Annotated in this window: 34 protein-coding genes and 2 pseudogenes; 10 read left to right on the forward strand and 26 right to left on the reverse strand. The window is 59.7% G+C overall.

What is annotated here, in order from left to right; genetic code table 11:
• Positions 1–259 precede the first annotated feature (259 nt).
• The 26 genes and pseudogenes from V6657_RS06430 to V6657_RS06555 form a co-directional block, all read right to left on the reverse strand.
• Entirely contained in the window at positions 260–1,333 is a 1,074-nt protein-coding gene (locus tag V6657_RS06430; RefSeq protein ID WP_338755004.1) for an integrase, read from the reverse strand.
• A 32-nt stretch (positions 1,334–1,365) separates the two neighbouring features.
• Complete coding sequence (locus V6657_RS06435) at positions 1,366–1,626, reverse strand: DUF4224 domain-containing protein (protein ID WP_248694665.1); 261 nt, start codon at positions 1,624–1,626, stop codon at positions 1,366–1,368.
• A gap of 319 nt (positions 1,627–1,945) precedes the next feature.
• Positions 1,946–2,335 carry a hypothetical protein gene (locus V6657_RS06440; RefSeq protein ID WP_048932718.1) on the reverse strand — a complete coding sequence of 130 codons (390 nt, stop codon included), beginning with the start codon at positions 2,333–2,335 and terminating at the stop codon, positions 1,946–1,948.
• Complete coding sequence (locus V6657_RS06445) at positions 2,335–2,568, reverse strand: hypothetical protein (protein ID WP_137884581.1); 234 nt, start codon at positions 2,566–2,568, stop codon at positions 2,335–2,337. The genes V6657_RS06440 and V6657_RS06445 overlap by 1 nt, the downstream gene beginning before the upstream one ends.
• Positions 2,561–2,839, reverse strand: a complete 279-nt coding sequence (locus V6657_RS06450) for a hypothetical protein (RefSeq protein WP_137884582.1) — start codon at positions 2,837–2,839, stop codon at positions 2,561–2,563. The genes V6657_RS06445 and V6657_RS06450 overlap by 8 nt, the downstream gene beginning before the upstream one ends.
• Positions 2,832–3,056, reverse strand: a complete 225-nt coding sequence (locus tag V6657_RS06455; RefSeq protein WP_338755013.1) for a hypothetical protein — start codon at positions 3,054–3,056, stop codon at positions 2,832–2,834. Before V6657_RS06455 ends, V6657_RS06450 begins: the two co-directional genes overlap by 8 nt.
• Positions 3,053–3,391, reverse strand: a complete 339-nt coding sequence (locus tag V6657_RS06460; protein ID WP_338755014.1) for a hypothetical protein — start codon at positions 3,389–3,391, stop codon at positions 3,053–3,055. The genes V6657_RS06455 and V6657_RS06460 overlap by 4 nt, the downstream gene beginning before the upstream one ends.
• Positions 3,388–4,032, reverse strand: a complete 645-nt coding sequence (locus V6657_RS06465) for a hypothetical protein (protein WP_048932715.1) — start codon at positions 4,030–4,032, stop codon at positions 3,388–3,390. The genes V6657_RS06460 and V6657_RS06465 overlap by 4 nt, the downstream gene beginning before the upstream one ends.
• Positions 4,026–4,178, reverse strand: a pseudogene (locus V6657_RS06470) (reverse transcriptase); the annotation flags it as partial. The pseudogene V6657_RS06470 and the gene V6657_RS06465, both read right to left, overlap by 7 nt.
• Before the next feature lie 5 nt (positions 4,179–4,183).
• Positions 4,184–4,789, reverse strand: a complete 606-nt coding sequence (locus V6657_RS06475; RefSeq protein ID WP_053166335.1) for a hypothetical protein — start codon at positions 4,787–4,789, stop codon at positions 4,184–4,186.
• Between the two features lie 20 nt (positions 4,790–4,809).
• A pseudogene (locus V6657_RS06480) lies at positions 4,810–4,977 on the reverse strand (four helix bundle protein); the annotation flags it as partial.
• Positions 4,978–4,996: 19 nt separating this feature from the next.
• Positions 4,997–5,452 (reverse strand): DUF1566 domain-containing protein, encoded by a 456-nt coding sequence (locus V6657_RS06485; RefSeq protein ID WP_048932714.1) that lies wholly within the window; start codon positions 5,450–5,452, stop codon positions 4,997–4,999.
• A gap of 30 nt (positions 5,453–5,482) precedes the next feature.
• Positions 5,483–5,851 (reverse strand): DUF1566 domain-containing protein, encoded by a 369-nt coding sequence (locus tag V6657_RS06490; protein WP_048932713.1) that lies wholly within the window; start codon positions 5,849–5,851, stop codon positions 5,483–5,485.
• Between the two features lie 157 nt (positions 5,852–6,008).
• Positions 6,009–6,287: a hypothetical protein gene (locus tag V6657_RS06495; RefSeq protein WP_048932712.1), complete on the reverse strand. Its 279-nt coding sequence runs from the start codon at positions 6,285–6,287 to the stop codon at positions 6,009–6,011.
• A gap of 48 nt (positions 6,288–6,335) precedes the next feature.
• On the reverse strand, positions 6,336–6,953 hold the full coding sequence (locus V6657_RS06500) for a lambda exonuclease family protein (RefSeq protein WP_082170129.1): 618 nt from the start codon (positions 6,951–6,953) through the stop codon (positions 6,336–6,338).
• The gene (locus V6657_RS06505; protein WP_048932710.1) at positions 6,946–7,746 is read right to left on the reverse strand and encodes a hypothetical protein; all 801 of its coding nucleotides are present in this window, start codon (positions 7,744–7,746) and stop codon (positions 6,946–6,948) included. Before V6657_RS06505 ends, V6657_RS06500 begins: the two co-directional genes overlap by 8 nt.
• A gap of 45 nt (positions 7,747–7,791) precedes the next feature.
• Positions 7,792–8,916 (reverse strand): hypothetical protein, encoded by a 1,125-nt coding sequence (locus V6657_RS06510; RefSeq protein WP_053166333.1) that lies wholly within the window; start codon positions 8,914–8,916, stop codon positions 7,792–7,794.
• Between the two features lie 19 nt (positions 8,917–8,935).
• The gene (locus V6657_RS06515; RefSeq protein WP_048932709.1) at positions 8,936–9,127 is read right to left on the reverse strand and encodes a hypothetical protein; all 192 of its coding nucleotides are present in this window, start codon (positions 9,125–9,127) and stop codon (positions 8,936–8,938) included.
• Positions 9,127–9,291, reverse strand: coding sequence for a hypothetical protein (locus V6657_RS06520; RefSeq protein ID WP_171017933.1), 165 nt, complete (start codon positions 9,289–9,291; stop codon positions 9,127–9,129). Before V6657_RS06520 ends, V6657_RS06515 begins: the two co-directional genes overlap by 1 nt.
• A gap of 1 nt (position 9,292) precedes the next feature.
• Positions 9,293–9,652 carry a hypothetical protein gene (locus V6657_RS06525; protein WP_338755015.1) on the reverse strand — a complete coding sequence of 120 codons (360 nt, stop codon included), beginning with the start codon at positions 9,650–9,652 and terminating at the stop codon, positions 9,293–9,295.
• Between the two features lie 73 nt (positions 9,653–9,725).
• Entirely contained in the window at positions 9,726–10,043 is a 318-nt protein-coding gene (locus V6657_RS06530; protein ID WP_048932707.1) for a hypothetical protein, read from the reverse strand.
• A gap of 34 nt (positions 10,044–10,077) precedes the next feature.
• Entirely contained in the window at positions 10,078–10,338 is a 261-nt protein-coding gene (locus V6657_RS06535; RefSeq protein WP_048932706.1) for a hypothetical protein, read from the reverse strand.
• A 15-nt stretch (positions 10,339–10,353) separates the two neighbouring features.
• A complete protein-coding gene (locus V6657_RS06540; protein WP_160315278.1) occupies positions 10,354–10,515 on the reverse strand; it encodes a hypothetical protein in 162 nt (53 codons plus the stop codon).
• Positions 10,516–10,522: 7 nt separating this feature from the next.
• Positions 10,523–10,834: a hypothetical protein gene (locus tag V6657_RS06545; RefSeq protein WP_048932705.1), complete on the reverse strand. Its 312-nt coding sequence runs from the start codon at positions 10,832–10,834 to the stop codon at positions 10,523–10,525.
• A 194-nt stretch (positions 10,835–11,028) separates the two neighbouring features.
• Positions 11,029–11,307, reverse strand: a complete 279-nt coding sequence (locus V6657_RS06550; protein WP_182587381.1) for a hypothetical protein — start codon at positions 11,305–11,307, stop codon at positions 11,029–11,031.
• A 74-nt stretch (positions 11,308–11,381) separates the two neighbouring features.
• A complete protein-coding gene (locus tag V6657_RS06555) occupies positions 11,382–12,200 on the reverse strand; it encodes a S24 family peptidase (protein ID WP_048932703.1) in 819 nt (272 codons plus the stop codon).
• A gap of 74 nt (positions 12,201–12,274) precedes the next feature.
• On the opposite strand from V6657_RS06555, the gene V6657_RS06560 reads away from it, so the two are divergent.
• The 10 genes from V6657_RS06560 (at position 12,275) to V6657_RS06605 (ending at position 16,934) form a co-directional block, all read left to right on the forward strand.
• Positions 12,275–12,547, forward strand: a complete 273-nt coding sequence (locus V6657_RS06560; RefSeq protein ID WP_338755016.1) for a YdaS family helix-turn-helix protein — start codon at positions 12,275–12,277, stop codon at positions 12,545–12,547.
• A gap of 103 nt (positions 12,548–12,650) precedes the next feature.
• Positions 12,651–13,046 (forward strand): XRE family transcriptional regulator, encoded by a 396-nt coding sequence (locus V6657_RS06565; RefSeq protein WP_338755017.1) that lies wholly within the window; start codon positions 12,651–12,653, stop codon positions 13,044–13,046.
• Positions 13,043–13,231, forward strand: coding sequence for a hypothetical protein (locus V6657_RS06570; protein WP_048932701.1), 189 nt, complete (start codon positions 13,043–13,045; stop codon positions 13,229–13,231). Before V6657_RS06565 ends, V6657_RS06570 begins: the two co-directional genes overlap by 4 nt.
• Before the next feature lie 13 nt (positions 13,232–13,244).
• Positions 13,245–13,538, forward strand: a complete 294-nt coding sequence (locus V6657_RS06575; protein WP_048932700.1) for a hypothetical protein — start codon at positions 13,245–13,247, stop codon at positions 13,536–13,538.
• Entirely contained in the window at positions 13,535–13,699 is a 165-nt protein-coding gene (locus V6657_RS06580) for a hypothetical protein (protein WP_160315277.1), read from the forward strand. The genes V6657_RS06575 and V6657_RS06580 overlap by 4 nt, the downstream gene beginning before the upstream one ends.
• The gene (locus tag V6657_RS06585; protein ID WP_338755018.1) at positions 13,699–14,223 is read left to right on the forward strand and encodes a hypothetical protein; all 525 of its coding nucleotides are present in this window, start codon (positions 13,699–13,701) and stop codon (positions 14,221–14,223) included. Before V6657_RS06580 ends, V6657_RS06585 begins: the two co-directional genes overlap by 1 nt.
• Positions 14,224–14,255: 32 nt before the next feature.
• Entirely contained in the window at positions 14,256–14,531 is a 276-nt protein-coding gene (locus V6657_RS06590) for a hypothetical protein (RefSeq protein ID WP_338755019.1), read from the forward strand.
• Entirely contained in the window at positions 14,528–15,895 is a 1,368-nt protein-coding gene (gene dnaB, locus V6657_RS06595; RefSeq protein WP_048932699.1) for a replicative DNA helicase, read from the forward strand. Before V6657_RS06590 ends, dnaB begins: the two co-directional genes overlap by 4 nt.
• Positions 15,892–16,725: an HNH endonuclease gene (locus V6657_RS06600; protein ID WP_082170127.1), complete on the forward strand. Its 834-nt coding sequence runs from the start codon at positions 15,892–15,894 to the stop codon at positions 16,723–16,725. The genes dnaB and V6657_RS06600 overlap by 4 nt, the downstream gene beginning before the upstream one ends.
• Positions 16,722–16,934 (forward strand): hypothetical protein, encoded by a 213-nt coding sequence (locus tag V6657_RS06605; RefSeq protein WP_048932698.1) that lies wholly within the window; start codon positions 16,722–16,724, stop codon positions 16,932–16,934. Before V6657_RS06600 ends, V6657_RS06605 begins: the two co-directional genes overlap by 4 nt.
• The last annotated feature ends 2 nt before the right edge of the window (positions 16,935–16,936 follow it).

A 16,936-nucleotide genomic window follows, 5' to 3' on the forward strand; every position in this document is an offset into this window, starting at 1 on the left:
AACCGCGCTTTGGCGAATCGCAATGACCCAGCAGGCGATCTATGACCCAAGCATTGCGCTTGGCGGCCTGCAAAGCCTTATGAATACTTGGCGGAGAGAAGGGGATTCGAACCCCTGATAGGCTATTAACCTATGCTCCCCACTTTCAATTTTCTAAGTCAAATCAATCTGTTACGTCAGTTGTAATGGGTCATTGTTTTGCTTGCGCGACGCTCGTAAACCTCTGATTTCATTGATAGTGACACTTTCCAATGACCCATCACTTCCGGGTCTTCAAGGGCGCAACGACCTCAGCCTTGCGCCGGTAGATCCGCTTCGTCGTCCGGCTGTCCGCATGAGAGAGCAGGGCCTGCGCATGCTCAAGTGTTTCCGCATCGCTCGCGGCCTTCGCGCGGATGTCGTGCTCGTTGAACGGCTCCTTCACTTTGGTCTCGGTGAGCACACGCTCCATGAAGCCGCGCCACAGTGATTCCCATCCCCCAGCCCGGCCAGTTTCCTCATTGATGTAGCACTCGCCGTCACGGTTGCAGAATAGCCAGGGCGAGATATGCACCGGCCGCGCGGCCAATGCGGCGTTCACTGCTTCACGCAGCTCTGGCGTCCAGGTGTAGATAGTCCGCTTACCGGTCTTCTTGCGCGTCTTGTGGCGCTGGATGTGGATGCCGTCGTCTTTCAGGTCGGTCGTGACGTTGATGCGTAGGAGGTCGCCGCGGGCCATGCCGGTGATGCGTTTAAGTGCGATGTACGCCTGCGCGGCGCGCACGCTGCCTTTCTTCCGCTTGGAGGTGAGGGCCATGCACTCGTCCAGTTCCCAATCCTCTACATAGCGGTCGCGCGGTTGCTCGCCCTTGAATCGCACCTCGTTCTTGAACGGATGGCGGTCGATGTAGCCCCAGGAAACGGCCATCGTGAACGCGTGCGACAAGACCTCGATTTCCTTCTTGCCAGCGGTGGGCGCTTTCACCTTGGCGCGAGTGCCGTCGGGCTTTCTAACTTCCTTCGTGCGCGTATCGACGTACTCGTAGACATGGCGCGGTTTGAGTTCGCTCAGTGCCCACTTGTTAAACTGGATGCGCAGTCGCTTGACGCATAGTTCGTGGTGAGCCTGAGTGCTGGGTTCCTTTTCGGGGATCACCTCTAAGGCGTACCGGTCGAGCAGATCGCCGATCGTCCGGCAATTGTCTTGCACGTCCATGCGTTGCCGCCAGGCACGATAGGCCTCTGGCAGTGATGAGCCCAAGCGGAAACGCTTCTTGCCATCCCAATGCTCTTCAAGGCCAGGCGGCACACGGTAGTAGTACGCGCCGTGGTGTAGTTGCCAGCGCGCCGGCAAGCCGCGATTCTCGGCTTTGCGCTTGGGTGGCATTACATCAGGCTCCGATCAAGTTCGCGCTCGCGGACGCGTCGCGTCTCCTGCTTCACTCCAAGCAAGTGCTCGACGTGCTCACGCGCAACCAGAATACGCCCGTCTGCACGCTTGATGTGCTCAATGCCCATCGAGTTCAGCGCGCGGTCCTGGGCGTCCGACCGTTTGCGCCCGGTCAGGCGTTCGAGTTCGTTGGCGGTGAGAAACATTTTCCAGTTCCTGCAGGTTGTTTCGATGATTCGTGCTGCTGTTTCGGTCATGCTGGTGTTACGGAATGAGTAACGACTTTTCGTAGTCGATTGCAGCTTCTGTGTCTTTGCTCTAGCGTGAGGGCCATCCCTATCAAAGAGAGGCCACCATGGAAGAACTCCACAACGCTGCGCCGCCGGTTACAGGGCATGCTTACCCGTGCAGAAACGGGTCTTGGCAACCACTTGCTTGGCATGCAGTCGACGGCAGCTCGACCCGATGCGAGGAGGTGAGCGGCGGCGCTTACGACACGCAAGAAGATGCAGAGCGAGCGGCGGCAGAAGCGGGGCGCGCTCGTCTCCAATATCCTGCTCAGGGCTGATTGTTGGGTCATTCGTAGTACTGCCCAGGTTCAAGGCCATAAGGCACAGTGTCGATGGCCCGTTTGTATCCGATCTTGAATCCCTCTTCCTTGCCTTCTTGGCGCTCTTGAGGGAGCCAGTTTGTGTACATGCCTCGGTCGTTGATGGTGAATTGCAAGCGCAAGCATGGGTCTCTACTCAGCCTGGCAAAGTCGGGCACCTCGAAAAGCTGGCATTTCTCCACGATCATCCGCGCGAGCTTGGCCGCCATGACGTTCTTCATACGAGAGACGAAAGCGGCGGGGTTCTCGCGCGCCACCATCAAGTCCATTGGATCCAGTGGTTCCTGAATTGCGAACTCGATTGGCTTGGGGCGCTGAGGCATCTCAAACGTCATGGATTCAGGTCTGAGAGCCATCACCTCTCCCCACCAGTGTCCTTGGTTGTTGGCGCGCTCGTTGCGGGCGGTTGTGCAACAACGCTGATTGCATAGTCAACGGCATATCGTTTGATGCCGCCGATCAGAGCAAGCCAGCGCGCCTCTATTTCTGCTTGGCTGACTCCGTCAGTGCGAGCCATGCCGTATTCCCCAATCGTTGCAAGCAGGTGCTGCGGCAGCGTTGGCGGCAGAGGTATGCTCTTCTCACTCATCCCGCCATCCCGCATCTGCCAGTGCTGCCGCTGCGCGGACGATGTTTGCGATTGACTCAACAATTTCGACGCGTACCTCGTGATCGATCCCGGCAAAGCCCTGCTTAATGCCGCGACGGTCGGTCAAGTCATGGAGAATTCCGCGCGCAGCAGCGTGCGCCCAATCTACGGCTGGTGGCGGGTTCGTGCCGTCTCCAACCCACCATTCATCTGTAGCGTCGAACGGGTATTGGGCGCCACGTTGCAGCGAGTGCTTTGCCAAATCACTCATGGCCATCCCCTCCCTGCGCTGCCGGTGTGGGCGCGGCGGCGATGACGGCTTTCTCGTTCGCGGATTTCATTGCGGCATCAAACGTAGTCCCGCGACCAGACACAAAAAGGTCAATCTTTTCGCGCTCTTCGTCCGACAAGGCGTGCCACCATTTGCGGCCAGCGTCATCCCGAGTGAGCATGACAGTGCCCCAGTTCGCCGGATTGGAGGCATTCATGCTGAAGTCTGCGGAATAGAAGCACCACCCTCCGCCACGCCCGCCCGCTGGCAGGACTGGGCGGACTGGGCGGCGCAAGCTTGCCAACCTTGCCACGCTTCGTGCGTTGGGGCACTAATATACCAACCACAATTCCCCTTGGCTAAGTGCATATTCTTGCTCTGCGCCCACGTCTCAAACGCCTTGCGCTCATCCCCCACCGGCTCGGCCTGCTGTTGGGCGGCTTGTATAGCTGCATCCCACACAGGCCGGAAGGCATTGCCGTCCATGTCTTCATGCTGGGCGCGAAACTCATCTGCCGCAGCAGAGTTCCACCACGTATCGAAATCTATCATTTGACCCCCGCGTGTTTAGCAGCTGCGGCGATGCCTGCCTTCAGAGCAGCTGCAGCTTTGTTGAGAACCATCCTGCTATCACAGTCCAACCAAGCATCGGCAGCGGCCTTCCGCATCTGCGCTGTGGGCTCAAGCGGGACAAGGACAAAACCGGGCGCCTCGCTCGGCTCGGCCACAGTCGCGGCGCTGCGAGTGAGAATGGCGCTTTCAATGCTGCGCGCAAAGCGGATGTGTCGGCACCATCCCGGCTTCTGCGGCGTGTCGTGGCATGCCTCATTCCACAACGCTTGGATTTCCCCATCGCTCAACGCCTGCGCTGCTGGGGCGGAGGAGTGGGTGTCATACAGCGCCCGCAATTTGTCCTCGATGCCGTCAAGGTATGGCCCAACAGTCGAGCGCTCTTGCGCGTCGTAAGGGAATTCAGTACCCGCGCCAAGGGCGTCGCGCGCATTGCAAACGATGGTGATTGCCGCATCGAGCGTTGCTGCGTCGTGCATCTTCGACCCCGCATCAGCCTGTGCGCGCAGGGCTTCTTTGATGCAGTCTTCAGCAGCGGCAACGAAGAACGGCACCGAATCTGGGTTGTGCCCTTCCTTGAAATAACGCTTGCCGATTTCGATGATTCGTTCCTTACTCAGCATGTCTTCTTCTCCTGTTCGCGGGCGGCGCGGAACGCCTTTGTAAGTTGTCTGTTCACGGCATGGCCGCGCGAGCGCACTACGTTGGCAACCTGCGCGCGGTCGTGGTGGCTTGCCGTCGCTTGCCTCAGCAGCCCGAGGTAGCTGTTTTCTGTCATCGTGTGGATGTCTTCTTCGGCTGCGTCAATGCGCGTTCAACTGACCAACCGAGACGCAGCCTCATCCTGAGCGCATTGGGCGTCATCCCGATTTCTTTGGCCCAATTGATAAGCAGTTTGGTTGTTCCCTGAAACGAGAGGGTTTCAGTTGGATAGGACTTGCCGCGCGATGTTCTGCAAGGATCGGCCAACGACTGCTCATGGCTCCAACCGCGGCGTAGACGTTCGATAACTGTCGATGGATTCAGTCCTAATGTTCGCGCCCATTCGGTGGCCGTCTTGGTTACGCCATCGCGCGTGATGAGGATGCAGCTCGAACGGTTGGCGTTTTGCTCAGCCATCGTTGCCCAACGGCAATTCCCAGGCTCGTAGTTGCCGTTTGCATTCGGAAAACGATCAAGCGTGTGCTTTTCTGGGCATTCGCCCATATCCGAGAGGAATACCTCAAAGCTGGCCCAACGCTCGCAGCAGGTCACGCCGTCGTAGTGCTTGGCGTGATGCGCATCGCGGCTGCTGATCGATGTGCGTTGACGCATGGCCTTCCAGCGCCGATACGTCAGCGAACCGTGATAACCGTGCTTGATGTTGCCGTTCTTGTTCATGTCTGAGCTTTAATGCCATCTGCGACATTTGCGCGGAAGACCAGAACCATGATCTCGATGCACTCTGCGCTGATCTTCTCGCCGATGCTGCGCTTGAAGTCGCGGGCCATGTTCTTGACCAGGTCCGTCACCACGTCCAGCAACCCATAGGCCGCTTTGTAGATCGGAAGGTTTGTGTGCAGTGCCACGGTGGATGTAATTGTTAAATTACAAAAGGATCAATCTGCGGACGGCACGGGCGCGCAACTCGTCGTCGCGGCTGATGCCGCTCTGGCCGCCGTAGCCGAAACCCTGACACCAAGCCCAGCCGGACTCGCGCTCGCGAGCCTCTCCGGACCAGTACCAGGTGCCCTGGAACTCATCTTTGAGATTGGCGTACAGAAGCGATTGCTCGCGGCGCGTCGGCAACTCGCCGCCCTGTTCCTTGGCCCACTGCTTGGCGTCGTCCCAGTTCAGTTCAGCTTCATCGCCGGGGAGGAGGATCAGGTGATGATCGGGCTCGCCGTCTTTGCCGAGAATGAAGCCGGCATACTGCTCGCCGGGGTTCAGTTGGATCGTGCCGCCGGCGACCTTGTATTCGCGCGCAGCTGCCTTGCGGATTGCCTCGATCATGGCGGTGATCTCGGCTTGCTTTGCTTCGACTGCTTCAAGCGTTGGCGTCATTGCTGACTTCTCCTGAAAATGGATGAAGGGTTAAATCGTCAATCTGCGGACGGCACGGGCGCGCAACACGGGGCTCTGCTGGATGATGCACTGGCTGCCGAGGCAGAAGAGCTGAAACCAAGCCCAGCCGGCATATTCGGGATCGTCGTCCGGCGTGTTCGACCAGTACGCGGCTTGCTTGAATTGGCTGCGGTGCTGCTCATACGCGATCACCAATTCAGCACGTGTCGGAAGATCAGCATTCAGGCTCTTGGCCCATTCCATGGCGTCAGGCCAAGTCATGCGCGTTTCCGCCTCAGCGGGAAGCAGGATCGTGTGGGTTACATCGCCGGTTGCGTTGATCAGGCCGCAGAGGTAGATCTCACCTTCGCTGAGCGGCGGGATTTGGATTTGTTGCATGTGCTCTCCTACTGGTTGAAAAATCGTCAGAACCAAGCCGCCTCAGTTGGCCTGTGCGGCTTCCACTTCGCTGTCCAACACGCATGCCGACGCTTCACATCAGCACGCATCTCTTCCTCTGCATGCTCGTCGCTGCGCTTTCGCCATTCTTCGACCGTCAAGCTCGGTTCGCTGCCCAGCCCCCATGCTTCGATAGGCGCATGGTTGCGAACATCGCGGAGTCGCACACACGCGCTTTTCCCTCGCCGTGCAACACCTGCACACGCGCCCGACAGCAACTCTCCGAGAGGCCGGTGAGCGTCACCATCTCCATGATCGTGAGCCCACCTGTGCCCGCCGAGAGCAGCGCCGCGAGTACCTTTGCCGTCGTCTCTTCGCGGATCTTGCTGACGCGCTTTACTAGGTGTGCAGGCTGCTTGCTTGTGGTTCGTTGCATATCAGTCTCGGGCGATATGTGGAGGTTGGGGTGGTGGTCAGAGCGTTATCAGGCGCTCTTGCGCTCCAGTTCCGCGACCATCTGCTGCAGTTCGGCTTCGAACTGCAGAAGGGCGCCCAGCATTTCGCTGATGAAATGGTCGTCGCGAAGAATGCGCTGCACGTACAGTCGAAGGCGCTCACACTGGCGCGGGTCGTAGCTGATGAAGTCCCACCAGGCGCGGCCGGTGACCATCATGTTTCCCTGCACCTGCGGCATGTGTTCCTCAGGCATGCCGCAGAGCCACGTGTTGATGTGGACGGCTTCATCGTGCGGAGACTTGATTTCAATGCCGCCGACGGCGCTTACCAAGCCATCGGGGGAAGCGCCAATGAAGTCATATCGAGGGTGCACGACAAAAGGGCTACGCTCGACGATGTTGCCGCTGACGAGTTCGTACGTCTGGACGGCTGCCTCCTCGACCTCAGTACCCCACGTCAGAGCCCGCCCGCCAATTTCGTGCGCGGGGGTGCCTGCCATGCGTTCAAATGCCAGCTTGCGCATGAGCGTGCCTCGTGCTGCGGTGGGCTTGCCGCCCTTGGTGGTACTGATGATGTCGACAAAGCACGAGGCGGTCAGCTTGCCGGCACGGGCTTGGTGCCACTCTTCTGTGCGCTGATCAGCCATTGCTTTGCTCCTGAGCTTGAACATCGGTCGGCGCAGCCTCACCGGTCAGCGCTTTGAGGCGCGACAGTTCGTCAGGGCCGATGGCCTTGCGGTCATCCTTGGTCAACTTTCCCCATGCATCGGCAAGCGGATCGGCGCCGCCTTCCTTGGCTACGATCTCCAGGTCGGTGATGATGTTGTTGAGGCGGTCGTCTCGCTCAGCGGGCTTCGGAAGCGCCGCTTGGGCGATTTGCGAGGGTGAAGCGTTGCGCGGCGTGATGTCTCGTTCCGTGGGGATGTCCATGACTTCTTCCGCAATCGGGATGCCCTTCAGCACGTCGCTGAATTTGTCGCGCAGCGCGAACGCGCGTGCGCGCATCTTCTTCATTCGCTTCGGATACTGTGTCCACGGCCCAGACTTGTTCAGCAAGCCGGCCGTTTTGGCTTCGGCGTCCCCGAAACGCTCGACGTGCTCGTCGTGCCCACGGCGCTTCACCACGCAGACTGCCGTGCCGTTTTCGTCGTACTCGTTGACGTACTCGCAGGCCGGGGATGCCAGAACCAACGCGAGCACCGCATCACCCCAGAGCGAGGGGCGACCGTTGATCACGGCGATGTTCTGCATGGCCTGCATGGGCTTGAGTCCAAGCTCCATGCCCCACTGGATCGCAACAAGCACGTTGCCGGGCTTGCCCTGAAAGTCCTTGGGCACGATCGAGGAATCCGCCAGATGTCCGGCAAACTCCATGGCCTCCTGCAGATTGCGTGGGGAAAGGTCAAACTGCTGCGGCTGGATTGCTGCTACTTCGCTCACGATGGACTCCTAACCCTAGACTCGGCCGGGTGTAATGGGTGATGGTTAAGCTGCTTTAGGCATTTCGGCTTCGACCACTTCGGCGGCGTCGATTGCCGAGCGCAGCTGTGCAGCGCAGAACATGTCCGGGCCTTCGACCAGCGCTGCCTTGCAGGCCGCCAGAAGCAGATGAGCAGCGCCGCGCAACTGTTCGTCGGCTGCCTGTGCCGCTGCCGCGCGTTGCGCTTCTTCGCGCTTACGTTGCTCTTCGACCTCGCGCTGTTGGCGTTCCAACTGGGCGCGCTCTTCGGCAAGACGACGCGCTTCCGCTTCCTGTGCTGCGCGTTGTGCACTCAGTTCAGCTTCTTCGGCTGCCAACTTCTCGCGGGCAACGCGGTCGGCCTCGGCGCGCTCGGCGGCGAGCTGGCGCTCGTGCGCTTCACGTTCGGCGCGCAATTGCGCTTCTTGGGTTTCGCGTTCAGCCGCTAGGCGACGCTCTTCTTCTGCGCGTGCGGCAGCGGCTTGCGCTTGGCGCTCTGCTTCTTCACGACGCAGGCGATCGAGTTCTTCGCGCTCCGCAGCCAGGCGCGCCGCTTCTTCTTCGCGGGCAACCGCTTGGGCGTGGAGCTCGCGCAGCTTGTCGAGCGTTTCGTCCTTGGCAAGCTGGGCTTGTCCTTGGAATTCCTCAAACGAGGCGTCGATCACCATGCGCTCGATGTCGCCGATGTGTTCCAAGACCAAGGCCGGCTTGCATGTGGCCGCTGCAGCGACCGCGCCACGGATTTCGGCGATACGCTCTTGCAGCGTGGCAATCCGGCGCTTTTCAGCTTCGGCATTGGCCAGCTTTTCGCGCTCGCGCTCCGCATCCCATGCATCACGCAGGCCGCGCAGGCGATCTTCTTCCGGTTCGATGATCGCGATCAGTCGCTTCTCTTCTTCGATCACGGCCTTCGAGAACTTGGTAGCGTCGTCGCGCGCTTCCTTGCCCGCCTTGCTGATGGCGATACGCGCGTTGGCCAACGTCATCATGGCGCCATGGCATTGCTCACGGCCTGCGGGGTTCTTGATCTCGACGATGTCTGCGTGCTTTTTTGCCAGCGCCAGCAGATTGGCTTCATGCTCTTTGGTGCCAAGCGCAATTGCGGCGCGCTCGGGCAATGTGAGCGCAGTGGTTTTCTCAGCTTCGGTCATCTTGGTTTTCTCCTCGTTGTTATCGAATCAGCGCGCCGGCCGCGCAGCCGACGACAAACGCCATCACTGCGCCGCAACCGATGCCGGTGGCGATGGCCGTTGCCCAGTCTTTCCAGGTGGGCTGTGTGGCGAGCTGCGAGCCCGGGCCAAATGCCTCGGCCAGCGTGCGGTACTCGTGGTAGTCGACGATCTCGGGTGTGGGTACGCGCATCACAGCACCCCGTGGCGGATGAGTTCGACGACTGCCACGTAGACCATCACTCCGAGCGCAGCGATGTTCATCAGCATGTTGTTGCGCTTGCGCCGTGCGAGTTCTGCCTGGCGATTCTCGCGGTCTGCCACGCGCTGCGCGGCTTGGTCATCTGTCAGGTGCATTTCAGGCTCCCGTTTTTTTCTTACGGCTATTGCCGTAGACATGCTCAAAAGCAACTTTGCGTGCCCATCCAAATTCGACGCCAAGTTGATCGGCCAGCTTGCTTTGCCGCATAAAATCGCCCCCATGCTGGCGATTCGTTTGGAAGGTGCATGAGTGTCCAGAGCCGATCTGCAGGCGATCCATCAGTGACTGGGCACGCTCCTTATCCTTGCTGGCCTGATCCCGGATACGCAGGTGATAGTTACCGGCCGACGTCTTGTGCGGATAGAAGATCAAGCGCACGTCTGCCGATGCGAACGTCATCGCTTCGTAGTCGTGAACACCCCACGCCAGTTCACCTGGCTCGCCATCCAGAACCACGCGCGATCTCAAATTCGAGCTTGTAGTCCCGCTTGTATTTGCCGGCCATTGGGTCGCGCATGCCAGGCTCCATTTAGGCCGGATCGAACGTCAGCGCCTGCAGCTTGCCGATGCGCTCGTTGATGTCTGCCACCTTCGCGTTGCATTCCTTGCGCAGGTGATCCTTCTCAGCGTTCAGCGCGCGGATCATCGCGGCGGCCGGATCAACGTCATCGCGTACCTCAGCAACGATGGTGTGCTCCGCGACCTTGGTGTACTTGCCATAGCCGCGCATCCCTTCTTTCGCCCATCGCTCGTAGTCGATGGAACTGAAGTGATACTTCAGACCATCACCTTCCCAAGGCTCTTTGGGCTCAGCGAAGATCCAGCCCTTGATCTCAATCGTTTTCATGTCTCATCCCCTGCTGGTTGTTCAGTGGCGGCGGTTAGGCGATCTGTTCCCAGTGCGCCAAATTGATCTGACGCGCCGCATGCACACGCGCCCACAAACGACCAGCAGCATCACGGCCAGCCGGTGTGTAGTCGAATCGGACTTCATGCAGGTAGGCCGTGCCGTCGCCCATCGTCACGCCCACCGCGTATGCCTCATCCGGCAGGCAAGTCATCGGGCCTTCTTCCGTGGTGACTTGGTAGGCCGGCAGAAAATCTCGCGGATTCACAATCTGTGCTTTCTGGAACGTTGCCATTTCGTCATCCCCTCATCAGTAGCGCCGCTTCTGCGCGCGCTCGTCGTCCAGCTCATCTAGAAACGTTTCGATCTGTCGGCTTCCACGTGTGGCCCACAGGCACGCACCGGCAAAGATCGCCAAAACTGCAACGAAGCCAAACAGCACAACCAGAACGCGGGTCTCTTCGTAGGTCATCGAGGCCTCACGCTGCGTGGGGCAGGGACATGCCGAGCGAGCGCTCCAGCCGGCCGCGCGATTCCTCTTCGGCGAGCAGGGCGTCGGCGGCTTTCTCTTCCTCGGCCACGGCATTGCGGATGTCGCGCAGGAACTGCTGCACCAGCTCGCGGCCGAGCGAAGCCATCGCGGCATCGCCAAGGTCATTGCGCAGGAGCGCGTTCGCAATGGGCGCCATGTAGACGTGCGTGTCGTCGAGGCCCTGGTCCGCGCAGTACATGCCGTTGGCCACAAGGGCTTCGCACACAAGGCGTTCCGTCTGGGTGACTGCGTTGACCATCGCTGCTCTCCATCTGTTGGCACCGTGTGGTGCGTCGATGGAGGAATAGTAGCGAATGCTACTAGCGATAGCAAGTAGCAAATGCTACTGATGGAGTGGAAATTTGTAACAGGTGGGGGCGGGCAACAAAAAAGCCCGCACTTGGCGGGCTTTTATGGCGATGGGCGTTCGCCCGGTATAAATCGATGCCGCTTTCAATAGTCGCGTAGGCCTGGCCGTGTGCGGGCTACGCGCATGCAGGCTGCCCAAGCGTGGAAATCCCCCGTGTAGTTGAACCCGCTCTCGGCTTTACAGGTGTCCCACATCTGCTCCGAGATCGTGTTGTCGGTCCGCAGGTCGTCCACTTCCTTGAGGCCACGCAAAAACCCGTCATAGCACCGCTTCTCAAGCGTTGGCTGGGCTTCAGCTGCCGCGAGGTCAGCGCAGCGGCGTTTCCACGATGACCCAACGGCTTTGAGCTCCGCATCGGACATGTCTTTTGCGAGGGCCGCAGGCGTGGCCAGCAAGCTTGCAAGAAGGGCGATCAGAGCAGGTTCAACAGCTCGCATCAGAAATCCCCCATGCCAGATCGGTATTTCACCCGGCCGACGATGTCGACGTGTTCAAGCTGATCAGGTGGGACAACCAGCGACTTGTACTTAGGATTGTCGCTAACAATGTCAATGGAACCGTTGGGCAGCTTAAACAGGCGTTTCACCAACATCTCCCCTGCATAGACCACAGCGAAGACCCCGCCGCTTGCAGGGATGCGCTTATCGGCTCTGTCCACCACGACAGTGTCATCGTTAAAGAGGCGTGTCTCCATGCTGTCGCCCCGCACTTTCACTGCCACCAAGTTCTTCGGGCTCGCGTCCAGACGCCGGATGTAGTCTGCTTGAAAGGGCAGCGGCTCTTTTTCTTCGATGTGCCAAGTCTCGCGCCCATTGCCGGCGGACAACGCGACGTCGACGTGAGTGATCAGAACGGTGGTCTCCGGCGGCAGTTCTTCGAGCGAGCTGTAGACAGAAATAGGCCGAGCAGGGAAGCCCGTGCTTTCCGCAATCTTCTTCAACGCAGCCTCTTCGGCCTCGGATAGTTCTCGTTCACGATCAAGTCGGTCGGCTTCCTCCAGCGCCCACGCTACTTCCGAGCTTAACGAGGGAAGTTTTAGAGGGCGAAAGAACCACTGTGACATGCCAGGCAGCTCTTCGATTGTACGGATCGTCTTTTCGCTGACTGGCCGATTGCCGGACAGCATTTGCCGGACAAAGGCGCCGTCCTTGTAGCCGAGCCGTTTGCCGAACGCCGTCACGTTGCCGTCGGCAACTTTGTCCACGGCAGCCTTAAGACGCTGAACGCGCCATTCCTGAATCTCTTTTTCGTTCATGGCCGCAACGTAGCATGCGCTACTAGAAGCATTGGCTACTTGCGGAAGGTAGCAAATGCTACTAGTATTGCTGCATGAACCTCGATCAATACCTTTCATCGGATGGCGCCCTCTCTGTCGCACAGCTTCGCGAGCGGATGCAAAGCCTTGGCTATGAGGTCAAGAGCAACGCCCAGATCCGCCAGTGGCGACACGGATACGGCGGTCGGCGTCCAGATCCGAAGAACTGCATCGGAATCGAGCGCGCGACCAACTGCGTTGTTACGCGCAAGGATTTGCGCCCCGACGACTGGCAACAGATTTGGCCGGACTGGAAGGAAGGAAGCGATCGAAGTAGCGGCATCTGAAGAAGCGAAAGGGCATCGGGTTTCGATGCCCTTTATTCGGCCTCAAGGCCAACCGGTAATCCAACCGGTAATTCGATGATTTTTCACTATCACAACAAAAAAAATGCAAACGACCGAGAGCCTTGAAACCCGCGCCCAGCTTGGGGTTCCGAGCGCGGCGATCCATTCGAACCCAGCGGCGGCACGTTTTCTCCCGCCGCACATCATCGCGGCTTGCGACAGCTTCCGCGCGGCGTGCGTGGTTGCCTGGGAAAACCGGGCCAACCCGCATCTGCAGAAGCGCACGCTGGCCGAGCTTTGCGGCCTGTACGCGCCGCACGTCAGCGACTACTTCCATGCATCCGCCAGTGATACGAAGGGCAACGGCCGTCGGTCGCTGCCCGCTGAGCACATCCACGCTGTGGAGCGGGTGCTCGGCAACCGGGCAATCAGCCAGTACCTGTCCCGGCTCGCTCAATTGACGCTCATGGAAGAAGTCATCGCATCGAGGAACGCATGAACGAACAAGAGGCGTTGCGCGTCGCCCGCGAGGCGATGAAGCGCGCCACAGAGAGACACGGCGAAGACCGGGCTGCAATCCTGGCCGACGTGGAGGAACAGGCGAACGCCGATCCAAAGCTGCTAGAGGCGTTTTCGAGGGTAGGGCATCTGCTGATCCAGTCCGAGCAAGCAGATCGCCATTGAGAGAGGGCGGGACATGCGCACCAACGTTGCCGCGTCGTCGATCGACGCGTATTACAGCGCGCCTACGCGCACCACTGCAAAGCTGCAGTGCGACCGCATTGTCGAATGTGTCGAAGCCGTCGAAACGGCCACCATCGCCGAGATCGCGTTTCTCTTGAATATGGAGAAATCCAGCGTCTCGGGCCGGCGCAACGAACTCATCGCCGCGGGGCGCCTGGTGCTGGCTGGTGAGCGTAAGTGCGCAGTGACTGGCCGCACTGTGCAAGCCGTCAAGGTGCCGGCAAAGCAGGGGAGCCTGTTCCAATGAGCGCCCAATCTCAGCCCGTAGTCGACAGGCGCCGGCAACTGCTGGATGAGCTACTGCATCGCATGACGGTTGCCCAATCGATCGAGGTGCGCGTGCAGCTTTGCGCTGAAGCCAAGCGTGAACTCGACAAGATCATTCCTGCTCCAGGAGGCTCGCAGTAATGGCTGGCAACTGGATCAAGTTCGAGGTCGATACGCCGGAAAAGCCGGAGGTGCTGGCTTTGACCGTTGCGATGGGTTGGGACGATCCGGATTTGACCGTCGGCAAGTTGCTGCGTGTCTGGCGTTGGTTCGATCAGCACACTCTTGAAGGTAACGCTCCTGGCGTTAGTGCAGCGTTACTGGATCGCATCGCAGGTGTTACCGGATTCGCAAATGCGATGGCCAAAGTGGGCTGGCTGATCATTTCCGACGAGGGAATTTCGCTTCCGAACTTCGATCGGCACAACGGCGAGACCGCAAAGAGCCGTGCTTTGACGGCAAAGCGCGTCGCAAAGCACAAGGCTAACTCAAAAGGTAACGATGCCGGTAACGCTGGCAGCGTTACTTCGCCGTTACCTAAAGAAGAGAAGAATAAAGAAGAAGTAAACAATCCCCCCAACCCCCCATGCCTACCGGCGACGAGGGGGCTGAGACAAAAGCCGAGAAAAAACCCAAGCGGGAACGTAAGCCGCGCACCGCACTGAAGACCTTCCTCGCTGCCTGCAGGGCAAACGGGGTGAAGCCAGTGACGACGTATGCGCCGCTCATGGAGTACGTGGAAGGTGTTGGCCTGCCGGCCGATTTTCTCGAACTGGCATGGGATGTGTTCTGCCATGAGCACCTGGACGGCGGCGCAAATGCAGCGCGCTTGCAGGCCGACTGGCAACGACATTTCACGAACTACGTGACCAAGGGCTACTACCGGCTGTGGGTCTGCAAGCCCGATGGGGTGTTCGAGCTGACAAGCGTCGGGCAGCAAGCAAAGCAATTTCACAACCGGAAGGCTGCATGACCGCGCGCGATGATTTTGTAACGCCCCAAAGCATTGAGGCTGAACAGTCGGTGCTCGGCGGCTTGATGCTCGACAACGATGCCGTTGACCGCATTGATGGACTGGCCCGCGAGCACTTTTACCGTGCAGACCATGCCGAGATTTTTGGCGCGATCTGTGAACTCATCACCGCAGGGCAACCTGCGGACGTGGTGACGGTCTACGAACGCTTTGCAGCGAAGGGCGCAGCCGAGCAAGTTGGCGGCTTGTCGTACCTGAACGCGTTGGTGCAGAACACGCCCAGCGCGGCCAACATCCGCCGCTATGCCGCCGTGGTTCGTGACAAGGCCGTCAAACGACAGCTTTTGCTGCTGGCAGCGGATGTGCCAGAAATGATTGTTGGCGCGGACGAGGCACGGATTGTGGTTGATCGCGTTCAATCGAAGCTGGAGGCATTGGCGCGAGAACGTGTCAAGAGCGAGCCCGTCAAGGCGAGTGATGACCTTGGTAACTACTTTGACCAGTTGCAGGCCGAGGCAGAGGGAAAGGTTAAGGCAATCCCAACCGGCTTCCGGGATCTGGACGACAAACTGGGCGGCGGCATGCGCGGCGGCGAACTGGTGATCGTTGCCGGCCGCCCTGCGATGGGCAAGACCGCCTTCGCGCTGAACATCTGCAACAACGTGGCACGCGATTATTCCGCGCTGGTGCTGTCGATGGAAATGCCGAAGGCGCAGCTTCACCAGCGGAACATCGCCATGCTTGGCAAGGTTCAGCTTCGCCGCCTGCGGGTGCCGGAGCTGATGACTAACGAGGACTGGAATTCGCTTACCGCGGCCACGGCAAAGATCTCCGATCTCAACCTGTACCTGGACGATCAGCCCGCTCTCACGCTGCTTGAAGTCCGCAGCAAGGCACGCATCATCAAGCGCAAGCATGGTCTGAATCTACTCGTGATCGATTACCTGGGCCTGATGACCGGCGGCCCGAGCGAAAACCGCAACCAAGAGGTTGGCAGTTACTCGCGCGGCCTGAAGGCGCTAGCCAAGGAACTTGACATTCCGATCATTGCACTCGCGCAGCTCAATCGCGGGCTGGAGAACCGCGCCGACAAGCGCCCGAGCATGGCCGACCTGCGCGACTCTGGCGAAATCGAGCAGGACGCGGACACGATCATGTTCCTGTACCGGGACGAGGTGTATCACCCGGACAGCCAGGCCAAAGGCATTTGCGAGGTGCTCATCGGTAAGCAGCGCCAGGGCGAAACCGGCATGGTGCCGCTGGCTTATCAGGGCGAGTTCACGCTGTTTCACGACTTGCAGCGCGGATACACGCCGCCGGAACCGCGGCACGCATCCCGGCACAGCTTGCGGGGTGACATGTGAGCCTGGGCGAAGAAACCTTCGCGCTGCACCTTCGGGCTGCTGGCATTGAGGATGATGTGACCGATAACGAGTTTCTGCGCAAATTCGGTGCGCGGATTAAGCGCAGCTTGTACTGCTGGGAATGGACTGGCGGTCGCACCGGAAATGGTTACGGCGCATGCCGAGTCGACGGCAAGAACGTTGGCGCGCACGTCGCTTCGTACGTCGCAGCCCATGGTCCTTTGGCTGCGGGGATGTGTGTGATGCATGTCTGTGACAACCCGCTATGCGTAAGGCCCGACCATCTTCAGGCCGGCAGCCTCGCGGACAACATGGTCGACAAGAAGCGCAAGGGTCGTGCCGCCAATGGTGAGAGCAACGGCAGAGCCAAGCTGACAGAAAGCCAGGTTGCGGAGATCCGCTCGTTGGTAAAGCAGGGCATCGCAAAAAAGGCGATTGCGAGAACGTACGGCATTTCAGACACCTTGGTTCGATACATCGCGATCGGGAAAAGTTGGTCTGAGGGTAAGCCCCGCTCGCCGGGAGAAGAAATGCTCTGCCAGCAACTTTCCGAGAAGGCTATATCCGGCTGGTGCCGCGAATACAAGTTCGCCCCTGAGCGCAAATGGCGTTTTGACGTGGCCTTTGTCGACGAGATGTTGGCAGTCGAGGTGGAGGGCGGTCACTGGGTCAATGGCAGGCATTCGCGCGGCTCCGGTTTTGAGGCCGACTGCATCAAGTACTCCACTGCCGCCGTGCTCGGCTGGCGCGTCCTGCGCTTCACCACGGATCAGGTTAAGAGCGGCATGGCGCTGCGCATGCTGCAACAGGCAATCGGGAGGGCTGCATGAGCGACGTTCGCTGCGTGGACTGCACAAAGTTCTCGCTGCAGGAGGACCGCGGCGCTGCGCTGATGGGGCGCGGCAAGTGCGCGGAAGAGGAAATCAAGTCGGTGCGCTACGACGCGCTGCGCAAGAAGCCGTGCAAGAAGTTCGTGGCGGCGATTGAGCAGGTGGCCGATGCGCGGGTCGAGTGGCTTCGGAAACAGGGGATCGTGTGATG

Origin of the sequence: Ralstonia sp. RRA (genome assembly GCF_037023145.1) — a bacterium.
In the GTDB taxonomy this organism is placed as follows: Bacteria; Pseudomonadota; Gammaproteobacteria; order Burkholderiales; family Burkholderiaceae; genus Ralstonia.